We start from the raw sequence: 17,030 nt of genomic DNA on the forward strand, positions 1-17,030 counted from the left end.
ATATAGTGAGTTTTTATTACATAATGTATGAATCATCTTAGCTATTCTGTAACACTTTGTTTTGCGTCTTGTGCTGACTCTTTTCTTAATGAATACTGTGCACCTAACAATACCGCTAACACAATACTACCAACAATCCAAAATGCAATGCTAGTAACACCTTCAAACACTTGTTGATAAAACAGCGCACCAAATGTTCCGCCCAATAACGGACCTACGACAGGTATCCATGCGTAACTCCAATCCGACTTCCCTTTCCCAGGAATCGGCAAAAAGAAATGGGCTATACGCGGGCCTAGATCACGGGCTGGGTTAATGGCATAGCCAGTTGTTCCACCCAATGAGACCCCAATGGCAACAATCAACGCACCTACAATTAGTGGATTCAGGCCTTCCGTAAACTCATTTGCACCGATTGCTAGTAAACCAAGCAGTAAAATGAACGTACCAATTATTTCACTCGTTAAATTGGAGAGTGGATGACGTATTGCCGGAATTGTAGCGAATACAGATAACTTCGCCGCTTCGTCTTCAGTTTCCTTCCAGTGAGGCAAGTAATGGAAATAAACAATGATTGCTCCACAAATCGCTCCAAGTATTTGAGCTAGCATATACATGGGGACATCAGCCCATGGGAATTCACCAATGGAAGCCATTCCGAGGGTCACCGCGGGATTCAAGTGTGCACCGCTGACACCACCAACTGCATATACCCCCATTGCAACGGCGAGTCCCCATCCAATTGTGATTACAATCCAACCAGAGTCTTGGGCTTTCGACTTCTTCATCAAAACACCACCGACGACTCCAGCACCGAAAATAATTAAAATCATTGTCCCAACTAGCTCTGCTATAAAGGGTGTCATTTTTAATCCACCTTCGTTTCTATTTTGTAGTGGTTGATTTTAGACATGAAAAAGCCCACGTTTAAACACCTACATTACGTAGGGTTCAAACGTGGACTCCTTAGCTCAACCACTTACTATTGACTTGCTATTAGTATATTCTTATTAAAAAAGACTGTCAATCTTTGATGAATGAATCCCACAGCTCATGGTCTGATGTTGTTACTGCGACAGCACCCGCATCCAATGCATCTTGGACATGTTTTTTTGTCCGAATCAAGCCTCCATTAATAATTGGAATTCCTGTTCTATCATACACTTCGCTAATGAGTTCTGGTATTACCCCCGGCAACATTTCAATATAGTCAGGAACTGTCTGGTCAATCAAGGAATAACTTTTTTCCAAAGCGATTGTATCTAAGAGAAACATGCGTTGAATAGCGATAATTCCTTTGGCTTTCGCTTTCATGATCATATTGGACCTCGTCGAAATAATGCCAGCTGGTCTAATGTCATTGCATAGAAAATCGGCAGCAAAATTATCCGTTTTCAATCCTTGAATCAAATCGGCATGGATGATTACTTTTTTCCCATATTTCTCTGCTTCTGTTTTGAGCGTTTTAAGATTGCCAACATGCACTTCTAAAAGAACAATGTATTCAAATGGGCTTTTTAGCAACTGTTCAAACTGCTTTAAGCTTCGCGCAGCGGGCAATATCTTTTGATCGTGAAAAGGCATCTTTTGCACTGCCTCCTTTCATGCTTCCTGTCTCCAATATAGCATGTTACAACACTGTTGTTGCAATTGTCAGCTCATCAGCCAGTTCTTTTTCGTATTGCTGACGCTCTGCATCTGTCCACTCGAAAATGAATGCCATTTCATCTAGCACATCTTTTTTCCCTGCTTTAACGTTGTCAATATTGAAGAACATATCCCCAGTTCTCCGAACAAAGAAATCAGTTGGTTTGGCAACCATTTCGGATTCAATTGCATAGCGTAATTTCACATAAAGAATACGTGGAATTGCTGTGTGTGCTTCAAAGGGTATCGCAAATACTTGGTCAACATTGGTGCCATAAAGTGTTGCCAAGTGTCGACTTTGTCGTTCTGTAAATCCAGCTAATTGACCTTTTTCAATCGCCTTGGCCATAAATCGGTTCATATTTGATGAACCACCAATATCACCACCTGAGATTGGCAAATTCTTCGTCCCACACTTATTAAAATGACGAATTTCTTCATGACTAAGCTGATCAACTATTTTATCCACCACAGTTTCCGCCATTTTACGATAGCCGGTCAATTTCCCACCTGCAATTGTAATAAGACCTTTCTCCGATTCCCAAATCTCATCTTTTCTCGATACTTCCGACGGACCTTTGCCCTCCTCATGGATGAGTGGTCTGACTCCTGCCCAACTTGACTCTACGTTTTCCGCTGTCAAGTTAAGACTAGGGAACATATATTGAATCGCATTTAAGATATACGAGCGATCCTCTTCAGTAATTTGCATCACTTTCGGATCTCCTTCATAGAATGTATCCGTTGTTCCCACATAAGCTTTTCCATCGCGAGGCACTGCAAAAATCATACGTTTATCGGGTGTGTCAAAATAAACTGCTTGGTGCAACGGAAAGTCTTTTTGATCGAATACAAGATGCACACCTTTTGATAAAATTAAGTGTTTTCCTTTTGTTGTAGCCTCGCCTTCGATCCCCTTCACATCATCTACCCAAGGTCCAGCCGCATTGACAACTTTTTTCGCCTTAATAACAACTTTTTTATTTGTTAATGTATCTAACACTTGCACACCGGCAATTTTTTCTTGTTTATAAATAAAGGTTTCTGCTTTTGCATAGTTTGCTAAGGTTGCGCCTTTTTCAGCGGCTGCTTTCATAACTTCAATTGTCAGGCGTGCATCATCAGTGCGGTATTCGACGTAAATGCCGCCGCCTAATAATCCTTCTTGTTTCACAAGCGGTGCTTTCTGAAGGGTTTCTTCTTTTGTTAACATCCTTCTTCTTTCAGCTTTCTTAACGCCTGCGAGAAAGTCATATACTTTCAAACCAAAAGAAGTCGAGTATTTGCCAAACGTTCCTCCTTTATGAAAAGGAAGGACCATCCATTCTGGAGTCGTGACATGTGGTCCATTTTCATAGACGATTGCCCGCTCTTTTCCAAGTTCCGCTACTTCTTTGATTTGAAATTGTTTTAAATAACGTAATCCGCCATGGACAAGTTTTGTCGAGCGGCTTGAAGTGCCAGAAGCAAAGTCTTGCATCTCGACAAGCGCTGTTTTCAACCCACGTGCCGTAGCATCTAAAGCGATTCCAGCTCCTGAAATTCCCCCTCCGATTATGAGTAAATCAAATTCCTCTGTTGCTAATTTGTCTAATGTCTCTTCCCGTTCTAATGATGAAAAGTTTGTCATTTATCTCGTCTCCTTCTAAATTATGGTATTTTATAAGTGAAAAAGAGACCTCAAGAAATAAGTTGCGATACGCAACCATTCCCTGAGGTCTCTCATTAGCTCAAACCCAATATATTAACTTACATCTAGTTTATCATATATCCAATGAATTACATAATAGTTTGTTTCATCGAATAACACTCTACCCGGGTTCATTTTTCTTCACTTATCTATAAAAAACAATTTAATTCCGAAACATTATTTCAAACGGAGTGAGATAAAGAATCCCATTGAATTCGCTACGGCTCCCCCTTGTAAGGCACCTTCGATCGGTAAATATAGGTATTCATTTATTCAACATATTATAGAAGGATCCATCTAAGGGCTTTTCATTTTTCTCTACTAATAGAAGGAAAGCAAACATACACTTTAGTAACTACGATTAGGGGCAGGCTAATATAGCTGGATAACAAAGGGTGGAGGCGTCTTATTCATTGATGGAAAAAGCACTTATTTTCATAATTTTATTGAGAATTTTATCAGGAAGTATTGATATTACAGCGGCAATGTTTATGTTTAAATTTAATGATTTAGAAAAAGCCTTTTATATCAACACCCTACTGGCCTTAGTAGGTCCATGTATTTTAATTATTACGACAGGAATAGCATTGGTTGGACTAACTGAAAAAATTTCATTCGTAAGGATGATTTGTCTCTTTGGCGGAATTTTACTCATCCTCATCAGCTTAAAATCTAAATAAGAAAAGCATAAGGCGTCTTCGGTGAATAAACCGATAGAACTATAAGCTTGCAGCCTTGTAAAAAAAAGTTTATTTTTCTATTGCATTATAATAAATTAAATGTTATTATCCGAATAGAAGTTTAATAGCGGATCACATGTTACTGACTCGATCAGGCATGGTGGTAAACTTAGAAGGTTTTTTTAAAATCTTCTTTTTTACCCCATGCCTTTTCTTGTTTGCTCGTTGTGATTGCACAATATAAATCGAGGGATACGAGCCCTACATCACCGACAATAAAGGAGTCCACAGACATGCTATCAAAATTATTCAAGAAGAGTAAATTACAGATATTCGCACCTATTAATGGAGAAATAATCCCACTTGACCAAGTTCCGGACCCAGTCTTTAGCCAAAAAATGTTGGGCGAAGGAGTCGCTATCATGCCAAAGAAAGGTAGTATTCATGCTCCTATAGATGGAACTGTCATCTTAGTATCCGATACAAAGCACGCCATTGGCCTCCGTTCAAGTGATGGGACAGAAATTCTTATTCACATCGGATTGGAAACGGTTTCATTAAAAGGAAATGGTTTTACAGTATTAGTCAAAGCAGGTGACGCAGTTTCGGTCGGTCAATCACTTATTGAAGTAGATTGGGATTATATTAGCGAACATGCAAAAAGCATTATAACACCCATCGTGATTACAAATAGTGCGGAACGGAATGTAAAGTGCGAAGTTGCAAAAGAAGGCATCATGGGAGAAACAGTGTTAATGACAATTTCCACTAAGTAATGCATGAGTATATCCAGTGAAAAGAAGGCGGTGACTTTCGATGAAAATAACAAAGATTCTCAATAATAACGCTGTCGTCGTACTAGATGGCCAGCATGAGAAGATTGCTGTTGGCACTGGGATTGCTTTTAATAAGAAACGCAACGACATTGTGAATGTCGAAAAAATCGAAAAGTTATTTGTTATGAGGGAGAATGACAAGTTACAGCAGCTTCTAAGTCGAATTCCAGAAGAGCATTTCACCATCTCAGAAGAAATTATTACATACGCAGAGGCGTATATGGGCACGAAATTAAACGAGCATATTCACATCGTCCTTACTGATCATCTGTCATTTGCAATCGAAAGAATTAGAGATGGTATTCATCTAAATAATAAGTTATTGCATGAAATAAAAATACTTTATAGAAGAGAATTTGAAATTGGGCTTTGGGCAATCCAACATATAAAAGAAAGATGTCAAGTGGACATGCCTGAGGATGAAGCCGCTTATATTGCACTTCATATCCATACCATGAAACCGCAAGGAGGTGATTTGCATCAAACCCTAAGACAAACGGCGATTATTAGAGACATGGTCCAAACAATCAAGGAACACTTAATGATCACGATTGAAGAGGACGATATTTCTTATCATCGCCTAATTACGCATCTTCGCTCCACCCTAACAAGAATGAATCAGTATGGGCTTCACACGATGGATGAGGAAATGTTGGTCATGATTAAAAAGAAGTTTCCTCTTTCATATAATTGTGCAACCGAGGTTGCAAAGGAATTAGTTGTGTTACATGCAGTCGAGCTGCATGAACAAGAGTTGGGCTATATCGCACTTCATATTGAACGATTAAGAAAGCAATAAAGTCAACATGAGTCGTCATCATATATATTCTTCCGAACAAACTATCTAAAAACTATGAATAGGGGTGAGTTTAACATGATGAAATACCTTCAAAAGCTTGGCCGTTCTTTGATGTTACCTGTAGCTGTATTACCTGCTGCGGCAATTTTAATGGGGATCGGGTATTGGATTGACCATGATGGTTGGGGTTCAGGAAACGTATTAGCTGCCTTCTTAATCAAAGCCGGGTCTTCGATTCTCGACAGCCAAAATATGTCTATTCTTTTCGCAGTCGGGGTAGCACTGGGTATGTCCAAAGATAAGGATGGCTCTGCCGCGTTAAGTGGTTTGGTCGCTTTCCTCGTAACTACGACATTGCTATCAACAGATTCGGTAGCTATGTTACTTAGCACGGATATTGCTAATGTAAATCCTGCATTTGAAAAAATTGAAAACCAATTTATCGGGATATTGTCTGGAATTATCGCATCCATTATGTACAATCGTTTTAGTCATGTACAGTTACCGGATGCACTTGCCTTCTTTAGTGGAAAACGCTTAGTTCCCATTATGACAGCTGCCGCTATGTTAGTCGCTTCAGCAGCATTATTCTTTATCTGGCCTATTGTATACACAGCTTTAGTTAGTTTTGGTGAAGGTATTAGTGGATTAGGTGCTACTGGTGCAGGATTATACGGCTTCTTTAACCGACTATTGATCCCTACCGGATTACACCATGCATTGAACTCCGTATTTTGGTTTGATGTTGCTGGTATTAATGACATTGGTAACTTCTGGGCTGGAACAGGCACGAAGGGTGTTACCGGTATGTATCAGGCAGGTTTCTTCCCAATTATGATGTTTGGGCTACCCGCTGCAGCACTTGCAATGTATCATACAGCTAAAACAAAAAGAAAAAAACAAGCAGCATCTTTGATGTTAGCAGCAGGTTTCGCTGCATTCTTTACAGGTGTTACAGAACCACTTGAATTTGCATTTATGTTCTTGGCACCAGCTCTTTATGTTGTGCATGCTGCGTTAACAGGTTTATCGTTGTTTATTGCCGCTACTTTCCACTGGACAGCAGGATTTGGATTTAGTGCTGGTTTTGTCGATTTAGTCTTGAGTTTCAGATTACCACTTGCTAACCAACCCTATATGTTAATCGTTCAAGGTTTAGTCTTTGCAGTCATTTACTACTTCCTATTCCGTTTCTTAATCGTGAAATTCAACTTAAAAACACCAGGTAGAGAAGACGATGAGGATGTAGCAGATGAGGATGTAGACGGAGTAGCAAGTACTACAACAGGTAATAAATTCTCAGGCATGGCCGCTACGATTTTTGAGGGGTTAGGCGGAGACGCTAACGTAACTTCCGTTGACTACTGTGCAACACGCTTACGTGTAGAAGTAAAAGATATGAATGCGGTCAACCAAAAGAAAATTAAAGATACAGGCGTACCAGGGATAAACGTGGTAGGGCCACAAAGTATTCAAGTTATTGTTGGCACAAATGTACAATTCGTTGCGGATGAAATCGATAAAATCCGCAAATGATAACATGCGATTATGAATGGACCAGGTCTCTGCAGACCTGGTCTTTTTGCATTTTAAAAACAACTATATATGTCGAACAAATGAATACGGCATATGCGCTTTACAAAGGGTTTTGGGAGGCCGCTGAAAAGTTCTAATACTAGAACTCCTACCAATACCGCTTCGCCGCTTTGTGGATGGACTATGTGAGAATGAGCTTTTCGTTATCGGAATGAGACCTGCAATCTCTAGTGCGTCCTTCTTGAACTAAATCACTTTCAAAAAATAATCACATTATAATCTCGGCATATACACTCCGAATCATAACTCTCTTCAATAATGAACAACGCTAGCGTAGGCGCGGCAAAGGGGTAGCCGAAGCCGTGAGACTGGATGCGAAGCGCCAATCCAGGCTTAGGGCGAGAGGCATCCCCAAAGCGCCAAGCGTTCTACAATCCACACCCCGAATTACACCTCTCTCATTATTGAGCGCCACAACAGATTCAATAGTATTTTTTAATTCAACATATATACTTATGAATACCTGTATAAATTGAGCGTATGCGCCTTACAAGAGGTAGCTGATGCGTGTTTGATGGAATATTTCACTATATACATACTCGTGATTACTACCTACTCTTTACTAGCATTCTTAGCCCAATAAATAGTGCCCATGCTTCATTCTTTTCATCAATAAAGAACCGAATCGGCTTCTCGAGCGGCATAATTATTAGTGTTGTCTCGTTACTTGCGCGAAGTGTGTAGGTTTTATTATCAATTGTTGCCATGACGGTTTGATCTTCTAATGAAATATCAACTTGGGACCCTTCAGCTGATATATATGTCCCTAGTACACGCTGTTTTTGTTCTTTAGTCATTTCAAATTCAGGCTCTGTGTTTCTCTTTTGGTCGATTGGGATACCTAATGCAGTATTCACAGCCGCAAGCCAAATTGCGTCGGCACTTACACCGCTCATATTCGCTAAAACGACAGCAACAATTCCCTTTTCTGGAATGAAACCGAAATTAGAAGATACACCCGGCTGGCCTCCGCCATGTTCGACTAATGTAACCGCTGAGTAATTTGGAGTCGTTTGAAGGGCAAACCCATAAAAACTCTTGTCATTCGTTTGATGAACGGGTTGTGCCATTTGTGAAGTATACGCCCTACTGACAATATTCCTTTCAAGTACATCCACATAGATGTTTCCGTATTTCAACAAATCAACTACCGTCGACCGAATACCACCCCCAACGGCATAATTTCCTAACGTCGGCCACGGACATGCTACCGGCTTACCATCCTCCAGCACATATGGTGTTGTGACATTTTCAAAACTCTGTAATCCAAGAAGATTATATGTCGTTCTGGTCATTTGTAAGGGGTTTATAATTTGATTATTGATATATGCCTGATAATTTTCGCCAGTTATTTTTTCAATAATTGCGCCCAGTAAGAGAAACATATCATTGTTATAGCACATATATTCCCCAGGCTTCCCTACCCAGCTCCATGCTTTTTCGTTTAAATAATGAAGATGTTCATCGAATTTCGTGAGTTGTTCCTTTCGCTCCATTGTTGCAAGACCTGTTGTGTGAGAAAGGAGATGACGTATTTTTATATCCTCCATATCGGCATAATCGACTAATTGAAATTCAGGAAGATGCTCGATCACCGCGTCTTCAACTTGTAAACGTCCTTCTTCTGCCAGTTTCATAATAGCAAGTGCGGTAAATGATTTTGTGATTGATGCGATTCCGAAAATCGTTTCTGGGGTGACCGGCTCATTCGTTTCAAAATTCCTTGTCCCAAATCCTCGCTCATAAATGGATTGTCCGTTTTTTGAAAGTGCAACTGCAACACCCGGTATTTGTTCCTTTTCCATTACTTCCACTATAAACTTTTCAAATTGTTCCCACTGCATCAATTGTATCAATCCCTTCGTAAGTTTATTGTTATTAAGTAGATAGGTAGTATTAGACAGGAAATGATTGTGTTAATAATAAGACTGTATAGGTTGAAATCTGGAACACCATTGAATCCGCTGCGGCGCTCGGGGATGCCTCCCGCCATAAGCCAAGCAGCTTTGCTGCCAGTCTTAGGGCTTCGGCTACCCCTTTTAAGGCGCCTTCGCTTAATTAATTATAGATATTACATTTATAGGGATTATGCTAGTAGATAACGTTATCTTAAACGATCTTTAGCAAACAAAAAAGTTGCCCCTGCTAATCAGGACAACTCTACATTAATTGGAACTGCATCTTGTCGGGACATTACTTTTTCATCGTGCAAATGACAGGCGACATAGTGGCCCTTCTCTACTTCCATAAACGCCGGTTCAAGCTCCGCACAAACTTTCATCGCTTTCGGACATCTCGTCCGGAACCTACATCCACTTGGAATGTCGATTGGACTAGGGACGTCACCTTTCAGGACAATTTGTTTTCTAGAGCGCTCCAGGTTCGGATCGGGCAATGGGATAGCTGAAAGTAGAGCCTCAGTATAAGGATGCAATGGTTTCTCATAAAGCGTTTCACTTTCCGTTAACTCCACAATTTTCCCTAAATACATAACTGCAATTCGGTCGCTTATGTATTTCACCATTGATAAATCATGCGCAATGAATAAAAAAGTAAGCTCTTTTTCTTTTTGGAGTTTCTTCAATAAGTTGACGATTTGGGCCTGTATCGATACATCCAGTGCAGCGATTGGTTCATCTGCGACAATAAATTCTGGCTCAACGGCCAATGCACGTGCAATACCGATACGCTGCCTTTGCCCTCCGCTGAATTCATGAGGATACCTTTGCGAATGTTTTTTGTTCAAGCCCACGAGCTCTAACAGCTCATTCACTTTTACTTCTCGTTCTTTCAATGATAACTCGGCTGAATGAATGACTAGCCCCTCTGAAATGATTTCCATAACAGTCATACGCGGATTCAATGAAGAATAGGGATCTTGGAAAATCATTTGCATATTGCGCTTCTTCTTTTTTTGCTCTTGTTTACCGCGTTTTGAATGGACTACTTCATTAGCAAAAAGAATTTGGCCACTCGAAGGCTCATAAATTTGAGTCATGGTTCTCCCGACTGTCGATTTCCCACATCCTGACTCACCAACAAGACCCAGCGTCTCCCCTCTTTTTATCGTAAAACTAATTCCATCAACGGCTTTTAATGTACTATTCTTATTAAGCTTGAAATGTTTTTTCAATTCTGTAACGACTAATAAATCTTCATTCATATTCATTATTTTACACTCCTAACTTTTTCCGGGACATGTTCGGCCGGCGTTCGCACATCTTGCAGCCAACATGAAACTGAGTGACTTTCACCAAGCTGCGTCGTTTCTGGATGGAAGTTATGACAGACCTTCATCGTATACGGACAACGGGCAGCAAATGGACAGCCTGTACCAAGTGTTGCTAAGTCTGGCGGTGAACCCGGAATAGGAATAAGTGGCTCGGATCGACTGGCATTCAAGTTAGGCATGGAATGAAGAAGTCCTAACGTATACGGGTGTTGTGGTTTATAAAAAATTTCATCTAGCGTCCCTTGCTCCACGATTTCACCCGCATACATGACAGCAACTCGATTAGCCATGTTTGCGACAACGCCAAGATCATGCGTAATTAAAACAATTGCCGTATCCATTTTTTCTTGCAAGTCCTTCATCAACCGCAGGATTTGCGCTTGAATTGTTACATCGAGAGCTGTTGTCGGCTCGTCAGCTATTAATACTTTGGGATTACAAGCAAGCGCCATTGCTATGACAACACGCTGCCTCATTCCACCTGAAAACTGATGCGGATATCCATCTAGGCGTTCTTCAGCATTCGGTATACCGACCATTTTAAGCATTTGAAATGCTCTTTGTTTGGCCTCTTTTTTTGTCATCTTCTGATGTTTTATGAGGCCCTCCATAATTTGTTTCCCAATTTTCATCGTCGGATTCAAGGATGTCATTGGATCTTGGAACACCATTGATATTTCTGAGCCTCTTACCTTCTGCATATCACTTAACGATAGTTTTAAAAGATCCCGCCCCTCGTAAGTGATGTCCCCTTGTGGAATTAATGTATTATGCTTTGGTAAAAGACGCATAATTGATTTTGCGGTAACAGATTTCCCTGAACCTGATTCACCAACAATCGCCAACGTTTCACCTTTGTTTAACTTGAAATTCACACCTCTTACCGCCTTAACCGCACCTGTTTGGGTCTGGAAGGAAATGTGTAAGTTATTGACTGACAATATTTCTTCATTCATTAAAGACCCACTCCCTATTTTCTCATTTTCGGATCTAACGCATCACGTAATCCATCAGCGAGTAGATTGAAGCAAATCATAATCGTACTTATTACAAGTGCTGGGAATAGTAGCTTGTATGCGAAATACCTCATAGATTTATAGCCATCTTCAATTAACACACCAAGCGATGCTTGTGGCGCCTGCAATCCTAAGCCTATGAAACTTAAAAAGGCTTCGAAGAATATGGCTGTAGGAATTGTAAACATGATGGTAACGATAATCGGCCCCATTACGTTTGGCAATAAATGCCTCCAAATCAATCTAGAATTTGATGCACCGAGCGTTTGGGAGGCTAGGACAAATTCTTGACTTTTCAATTGCAAAATTTGTCCGCGTACAACACGTGCCATTCCTACCCACCCGGTTATCACCATCGCTAAAATAATGGACGTAATACCCGGTTCAAGAATGAGTATGAATAAGATAATGATAATCAAATTCGGTATTCCCATTAATACTTCAATTATTCGTTGCATAACATTATCTACTCTGCCTCCGTAGAAGGAGGAGATACCGCCATAAACGACACCAATAACTAAATCTAAAGCCGCAGCAACAAGCGCAATGAAGAGTGAAATTTGCGTTCCTTTCCATACCCTTGTCCATAAATCCCGGCCAAATTCATCTGTCCCGAACCAGTAATTTGCTTCTATATTTCTTTTTTCATAAACATCTACACCTTTTATATCTGTTCCATCAAAACCAAGCCACCCGAGTCCAGGGACTTTTGCAGGTAGATTAGAGTGAACCAAGTTTTGACTTCGATACGTATGCTCATTCATTAAGGGACCTATTAGAGCCAAAATGATTAGCAATACGAGTAAAACCAGTGAAATAACTGCTCCCTTGTTCTTAAATAATCGGTGGAATGCCTCCTGCCAAAATGAGACAGATGGCGAATTGATATCTTCCAGTTCCATTGGATCCAGCGGAGCGGGCACGAATAGATCAGCTGTAATTCCATCTGTATTCATTTTAAAGTTATCCGTAGATTTGCTTTGAATGGACGAATCTTTTTCGATTTTGTTCATGCCTGTCCCCCCTGTTTATAATCAATCCGAGGATCCAGAAGACCATATAAAATATCAACAATAAAGACAACGAATATGAACAACGCACTATAAAATAAGGTAATTCCCATAATTACGCTATAATCGAGGACCATAATTGACAATGTGAACTGTTCCCCGAGGCCAGGTACTGAAAATATCTTTTCAATAACTAATGTTCCTGTCATGATCGAAACTGCTAACGGACCGAGCATCGTAACAACAGGGATTAGCGCATTTCGAATGACATGTTTCGCCATAACCGTGGATTCGTGCAAGCCTTTTGCTCTTGCTGTCGTCACATAATCCTGTCCTAATACTTCGAGCATTTCACTTCGTATGAAACGTGCGACCGTTGCGATAACTGTTACTGAAAGTGCGAACGACGGTAAAATGGTACTCGCATAACTTTCCCATAAAGCAACAGGTAATAATTCATACTTCACCCCAATGAAGTATTGTAGCAATGCTGCAAAAACGAACGATGGGATAGACATCCCGAGTACTGCAAGTGTCACAGCACCATAGTCAAGAAGTGTATTATGTCGTAATGCAGAAATAATACCGAGTACTAGCCCTACAATCGTCCCAAATACAAGTGCTTGTAAACCAATGAGCGCAGAAGGGCCAATACGATTAACGATCATACTTTTTACAGTTCGACCTTCATATTGGAATGAATAGCCAAGATCGCCTTGTACTAAATTCCCTAAATAGCGAATGTATTGGATTGCTGCCGGTTGATCTAATCCATATTTGGCATTTAAAATAACGAGTTGCTTATCAGATAACTTTTCCGGGTTTGTAAACGGCGTTCCCGGAAGGAATTGCATAAGAAAGAACGTTGCTGTGATAATGATAAACAATGTAATAATCATAAACCCGAATCTTTTTACTATGTAGCGCTTCAAATCGGACACCCCAATTCCTTAAAAAGCTCTTGATTTTCCTTCTATAAATGTTGATATAAAATATCCCATTGAATTCGCTTCGGCTAACCCTTGTAAGGCGCCTTCGCTCAGATTAAATAGATATTCTTTTCTCAAGTTATTTATCAATCAGAAAACGAAGATGCTCCAGTTGGATACACCTTCGCTTATCTGTTGCTTAAATCATATGTTTATTCGATGTGAGCCCATTTGTAAGTGAATTCAGCACCCGTTGGATGTTTAGCTAAATCTTTGATTTTATCACGTACAAGAATTGCAGACCCTCGTTGATAAAGAGGCGCAACTGCTGCATCTTCTTCCAACAAAACCTTTTCAATACCAAGCAACATCTCGTAACGCTTGCTTAAATCCGTCTCACCGCGTGCATCATGAACTAATGCATCTAATTTTGGATTGCTATAATCCATACGGTTTGAAGAACTGCCTTTTACCCACATATCTAAATAGGTCATCGGGTCACTATAATCTGGTCCCCATGTAGAAAGAGAAAGTTCATAGTCGACTGCTTTTTCAATTTCAAGACGCTGAGCGAATGGTACAGCTTTAATATCAAGCTTAAATCCAGGAAGATTGTCTTCAAGCTGCGCTTGTAAGTACTCAGCTACTTTTTTCATTTCATCCGAGTCAGCAATATTGAGTGACACTGTCAATTCTGTTTGTCCAACTTCAGCTAAAGCTTTTACCCATATTGCTTTTGCTTCTTCAGGAGTCCCTTTATTGAAGTCTCCATTTAACTCTCGGTAATCCTTATTCTCAGGCGAGAAGTAAAATCCTTCTCCAACTACTCCGTAAATTGGTGAAGAACCGTCTTTCAAAATAACATCTGTCAAACCTTGACGGTCAACTGCCATTCCAATCGCACGGCGAATTTCTGAATTCTTAAGCACTGGATGGTTGTGATTAAAGCGTAAGAAGACAATACCTGAGTCTTTTTCAACTTTAAAGTTTTTATCCTCAACATATTGGTCGATAAGTGCAGAAGTTAATTTGACGCGGTCAATTTTCTCTGTCTCATATAAATTCGCCCCGGCAGACGGGTCTTTAACGACAAATACATTTACCTCTTCAATTTTCACTTTTCCTGCATCCCAATAATCTTCATTTTTAACAAGTTTCCAGCTTTGTTCTTGTGACCAGTTATCAAGTTTGAATGGACCATTTGCTAAAATGTTGTCAGCTTCGAGTGCATACTGATCTCCAAGCTCTTCTACAAACTTTTGATTTTGCGGTAAGAATGTCGGGAATGCCAGTAATGTTTCAAATAATGGATTTGCACTTTCAAGTGTCACTTCAAGCGTTTTTTCTCCTGTTGCCTTAATACCAAGTTCTGCAGCATCCATTTCTTCGTTCATGATAGCTTCGGAATTCTTGATGCCTGCAGTAACAAGCATGTAATTATATGCACCAGCTTCTTTCATAACACGTTTCCACGCGTATTCAAAATCGGCAGCTGTTACAGGTTCGCCGTTGCTCCACTTCGCGTCTCTAATTGTAAATGTATGAACGATGCCATCTTCACTTTTCTCATGCTTCTCTGCGAGCGCGGGAACAGATTGGTTACTTTGATCCTGACGATACAGCCCCTCATTCACGTTATTCAAAACGTCAAATGCAATAGCGTCATGCGCTTTTGTTGAATCCAATGTTGGAATATCAGCCGTTGCACTCAAATTAAGTACTTGTGCAACCTTGCCGTCTGCTTCTTTTTCATCCTCTTTCTTGTCGTCTTTCTCTTCAGTTGATGAGCTGAAATTACAACCCGAAACAATCAAAGAAAAAATGGCCAAGAAAATTAAGCCTAACCATGTTTTTTTCTTCATTTCCCATTCCCCCCTTGTACTATTCTAGTAACTATATATAATTGTAAGTGCTTACAATCACAATAGCAATAATATTTTTAATTAATAGATATATCCCTATTGATCTATAAATAAGGTAGGAGTTGTTAACCTCTATGAAAAAGAAAAGCTTACTTCTTTCTTTTTGCATCACATCTTTCGTTATTTTATTCTCTACTGTATTTATGGCCCCAAAGTATATCATTATTTTACTTGATTTATTTTTCTATATCGGCATCATCATGTTACTAATCGGCAGTGTATTACTCATCATCCAAGATGGTTTTTTCACTAGATTTATCAACAACTCGAGACGTTTCTATTCAACCCTTAGCAAACGCGAGCAAGTTATACAGGACGTAGAAGGTAAAAACGGAGAAAACCCGAGTTATTTAAAACAGTTTCCCTTACTAGCCTATATTTTACCCCTCGGCGCTTTCTACTTCTCACTCAGCTTGATTGGCTCTCTTATTACCGTTCAATTAGGACGATGATCCATAAAGTTTTGGTAGGCAAAACCTTTGACCGTCTCTTCACTGTATTTTTTTAGCAACTCATTTAGTAAATTCGGATGCATAGATGCATCTTCCAAATTAACAATCTTCGACGAGATACCATCGAAGTCTGAGCCTAACCCAATTTGTTTCTCTCCGCCTAAAGAACAGAAATGGTCAATATGTTCGATTAGGTCTTTTATCGCAACTTCCCCTTGTTCCTTCACAAACGGCGGATTGTAGACAACATGGACGAGCCCATTTTTTTCAAACAGTGTTCTTGCCTGATCATCTGTCAGATTACGAACATGATTGCATAATGCTCTGGCATTCGAATGGCTCGCAATTGGATAGTTTGCTTCTTCCATGACATCCCAAAAAGCCTTTTCACACAAATGGGAGACATCGGTCAAAATTTTATGTTCATTATTGAAATGAACAATCTCTTTGCCAAACGACGTCAGTCCCGCTCCACGTGGTTCTCCCGCTCCGTCTGCTGCCAAGTTGGCATTATTCCAAGTAAGACCAATCGAACGGACTCCTAATTGATGGAGAATAGATAGCTTTTGTAGATCATTTCCGATTGCATCCACACCTTCAAGCGTTAACATCGCTCCAATTTCTCCGTCTTTTAACTCATCGAAATCGCTCCACTCCTTGATCAGTTTCATATTCGGATTGTTCCTAAGCACATCTGAATAGAAATAATGGATTTGATCTAAAGCAGCTTGAAATTTCTGATCTGACTTCATTTCCGGATACACGAATATAGCAAATGCTTGTACCTTTACTCCACCCTTTATTAATTTTTCATAACTCGTATCAAGTTCCAAAGAATCTTGAAATTTCATTGCCCCTTTTGATTCATACAATCTAAGCAATACATCACAATGCAAATCGATAATTTCCAATTTATTTGCCCCTTTCAGATACACAAATAGAATCAACAATTAGAACTATCTGTTAATAGAAATAGTAGCAAACAACTAGTTGGATTTCAACTTCATATTCGCAAAAATAAATCCATCGCCTATATAGTCCAAGTGATGGATTTCGAGTATCTATTCGATAAACAGTCATGAAGGTTTAGCAACTCACACTAATCCCTTACAAAGGAACTGTAGGTTTAACCTATACCTAAACAATACATTTCGTTTGAAAAAAATCGTGTTGACGAAAGCAGTTGGGTTACTATACAATAAATGAGTCAACAATTATTTA

At 39.8% G+C, this 17,030-nt stretch carries 15 protein-coding genes; 5 read left to right on the plus strand and 10 right to left on the minus strand.

Annotated elements, in window-relative coordinates; translation table 11 throughout:
• Positions 1-41: 41 nt before the first annotated feature.
• From ACP8HG_RS08770 to ACP8HG_RS08780, 3 genes are all read right to left on the minus strand, one after another.
• Positions 42-866 carry an MIP/aquaporin family protein gene (locus ACP8HG_RS08770; RefSeq protein WP_187045202.1) on the minus strand — a complete coding sequence of 275 codons (825 nt, stop codon included), beginning with the start codon at positions 864-866 and terminating at the stop codon, positions 42-44.
• A 157-nt stretch (positions 867-1,023) separates the two neighbouring features.
• Positions 1,024-1,584 carry a glycerol-3-phosphate responsive antiterminator gene (locus tag ACP8HG_RS08775; RefSeq protein WP_067210665.1) on the minus strand — a complete coding sequence of 187 codons (561 nt, stop codon included), beginning with the start codon at positions 1,582-1,584 and terminating at the stop codon, positions 1,024-1,026.
• 46 nt (positions 1,585-1,630) lie between these two features.
• Positions 1,631-3,277, minus strand: a complete 1,647-nt coding sequence (locus ACP8HG_RS08780; RefSeq protein ID WP_342538611.1) for a glycerol-3-phosphate dehydrogenase/oxidase — start codon at positions 3,275-3,277, stop codon at positions 1,631-1,633.
• Between the two features lie 476 nt (positions 3,278-3,753).
• On the opposite strand from ACP8HG_RS08780, the gene ACP8HG_RS08785 reads away from it, so the two are divergent.
• The 4 genes from ACP8HG_RS08785 to nagE all read left to right on the plus strand — a co-directional run bounded on the left by ACP8HG_RS08785 (position 3,754) and on the right by nagE (position 7,188).
• Positions 3,754-4,017 (plus strand): YqhV family protein, encoded by a 264-nt coding sequence (locus ACP8HG_RS08785; protein WP_067213988.1) that lies wholly within the window; start codon positions 3,754-3,756, stop codon positions 4,015-4,017.
• A 293-nt stretch (positions 4,018-4,310) separates the two neighbouring features.
• The gene (locus ACP8HG_RS08790; protein WP_067210670.1) at positions 4,311-4,793 is read left to right on the plus strand and encodes a PTS sugar transporter subunit IIA; all 483 of its coding nucleotides are present in this window, start codon (positions 4,311-4,313) and stop codon (positions 4,791-4,793) included.
• Positions 4,794-4,833: 40 nt separating this feature from the next.
• The gene (locus tag ACP8HG_RS08795) at positions 4,834-5,652 is read left to right on the plus strand and encodes a PRD domain-containing protein (protein ID WP_067210673.1); all 819 of its coding nucleotides are present in this window, start codon (positions 4,834-4,836) and stop codon (positions 5,650-5,652) included.
• Positions 5,653-5,727: 75 nt separating this feature from the next.
• Positions 5,728-7,188 carry an N-acetylglucosamine-specific PTS transporter subunit IIBC gene (gene nagE, locus ACP8HG_RS08800; protein WP_342538612.1) on the plus strand — a complete coding sequence of 487 codons (1,461 nt, stop codon included), beginning with the start codon at positions 5,728-5,730 and terminating at the stop codon, positions 7,186-7,188.
• Between the two features lie 608 nt (positions 7,189-7,796).
• Here the strand turns inward: nagE and ACP8HG_RS08805 are convergent.
• The 6 genes from ACP8HG_RS08805 to ACP8HG_RS08830 form a co-directional block, all read right to left on the minus strand.
• Positions 7,797-9,092: a serine hydrolase domain-containing protein gene (locus ACP8HG_RS08805; RefSeq protein ID WP_438298499.1), complete on the minus strand. Its 1,296-nt coding sequence runs from the start codon at positions 9,090-9,092 to the stop codon at positions 7,797-7,799.
• Positions 9,093-9,397: 305 nt separating this feature from the next.
• Positions 9,398-10,411 carry an ABC transporter ATP-binding protein gene (locus ACP8HG_RS08810; protein WP_438298639.1) on the minus strand — a complete coding sequence of 338 codons (1,014 nt, stop codon included), beginning with the start codon at positions 10,409-10,411 and terminating at the stop codon, positions 9,398-9,400.
• Positions 10,412-10,416: 5 nt separating this feature from the next.
• Positions 10,417-11,436, minus strand: coding sequence for an ABC transporter ATP-binding protein (locus tag ACP8HG_RS08815; protein WP_338656178.1), 1,020 nt, complete (start codon positions 11,434-11,436; stop codon positions 10,417-10,419).
• 14 nt (positions 11,437-11,450) lie between these two features.
• Positions 11,451-12,452, minus strand: a complete 1,002-nt coding sequence (gene opp3C / locus ACP8HG_RS08820; protein ID WP_067213991.1) for an oligopeptide ABC transporter permease — start codon at positions 12,450-12,452, stop codon at positions 11,451-11,453.
• A 53-nt stretch (positions 12,453-12,505) separates the two neighbouring features.
• On the minus strand, positions 12,506-13,438 hold the full coding sequence (locus tag ACP8HG_RS08825; RefSeq protein ID WP_067210678.1) for an ABC transporter permease: 933 nt from the start codon (positions 13,436-13,438) through the stop codon (positions 12,506-12,508).
• Positions 13,439-13,647: 209 nt separating this feature from the next.
• Positions 13,648-15,297, minus strand: a complete 1,650-nt coding sequence (locus tag ACP8HG_RS08830; RefSeq protein WP_438298500.1) for a peptide ABC transporter substrate-binding protein — start codon at positions 15,295-15,297, stop codon at positions 13,648-13,650.
• A 134-nt stretch (positions 15,298-15,431) separates the two neighbouring features.
• Here ACP8HG_RS08830 and ACP8HG_RS08835 point away from each other — a divergent pair, with 134 nt between their 5' ends.
• Entirely contained in the window at positions 15,432-15,809 is a 378-nt protein-coding gene (locus tag ACP8HG_RS08835) for a DUF3899 domain-containing protein (protein WP_067210682.1), read from the plus strand.
• Here ACP8HG_RS08835 and ACP8HG_RS08840 read toward each other — a convergent pair.
• Positions 15,794-16,720, minus strand: coding sequence for a dipeptidase (locus ACP8HG_RS08840; protein WP_438298501.1), 927 nt, complete (start codon positions 16,718-16,720; stop codon positions 15,794-15,796). The genes ACP8HG_RS08835 and ACP8HG_RS08840 overlap by 16 nt on opposite strands.
• Positions 16,721-17,030: the final 310 nt, after the last annotated feature.

Source organism: Sporosarcina sp. FA15 (assembly GCF_051550195.1).
GTDB lineage: Bacteria > Bacillota > Bacilli > Bacillales_A > Planococcaceae > Sporosarcina > Sporosarcina psychrophila.

What these genes read in the sequence shown, in the direction of transcription:
- ACP8HG_RS08815 (WP_338656178.1), bottom strand. Translation starts at nt 11,436, where the DNA reads ATGAATGAAGAAATATTGTCAGTCAATAACTTACACATTTCCTTCCAG.
- ACP8HG_RS08785 (WP_067213988.1), top strand. Translation starts at nt 3,754, where the DNA reads ATGGAAAAAGCACTTATTTTCATAATTTTATTGAGAATTTTATCAGGA.
- ACP8HG_RS08810 (WP_438298639.1), bottom strand. Translation starts at nt 10,411, where the DNA reads ATGAATGAAGATTTATTAGTCGTTACAGAATTGAAAAAACATTTCAAG.
- ACP8HG_RS08795 (WP_067210673.1), top strand. Translation starts at nt 4,834, where the DNA reads ATGAAAATAACAAAGATTCTCAATAATAACGCTGTCGTCGTACTAGAT.
- nagE (WP_342538612.1), top strand. Translation starts at nt 5,728, where the DNA reads ATGATGAAATACCTTCAAAAGCTTGGCCGTTCTTTGATGTTACCTGTA.
- ACP8HG_RS08830 (WP_438298500.1), bottom strand. Translation starts at nt 15,297, where the DNA reads ATGAAGAAAAAAACATGGTTAGGCTTAATTTTCTTGGCCATTTTTTCT.
- ACP8HG_RS08835 (WP_067210682.1), top strand. Translation starts at nt 15,432, where the DNA reads ATGAAAAAGAAAAGCTTACTTCTTTCTTTTTGCATCACATCTTTCGTT.
- ACP8HG_RS08780 (WP_342538611.1), bottom strand. Translation starts at nt 3,277, where the DNA reads ATGACAAACTTTTCATCATTAGAACGGGAAGAGACATTAGACAAATTA.
- ACP8HG_RS08790 (WP_067210670.1), top strand. Translation starts at nt 4,311, where the DNA reads ATGCTATCAAAATTATTCAAGAAGAGTAAATTACAGATATTCGCACCT.
- ACP8HG_RS08805 (WP_438298499.1), bottom strand. Translation starts at nt 9,092, where the DNA reads ATGCAGTGGGAACAATTTGAAAAGTTTATAGTGGAAGTAATGGAAAAG.
- opp3C (WP_067213991.1), bottom strand. Translation starts at nt 12,452, where the DNA reads ATGAATACAGATGGAATTACAGCTGATCTATTCGTGCCCGCTCCGCTG.
- ACP8HG_RS08775 (WP_067210665.1), bottom strand. Translation starts at nt 1,584, where the DNA reads ATGCCTTTTCACGATCAAAAGATATTGCCCGCTGCGCGAAGCTTAAAG.
- ACP8HG_RS08770 (WP_187045202.1), bottom strand. Translation starts at nt 866, where the DNA reads ATGACACCCTTTATAGCAGAGCTAGTTGGGACAATGATTTTAATTATT.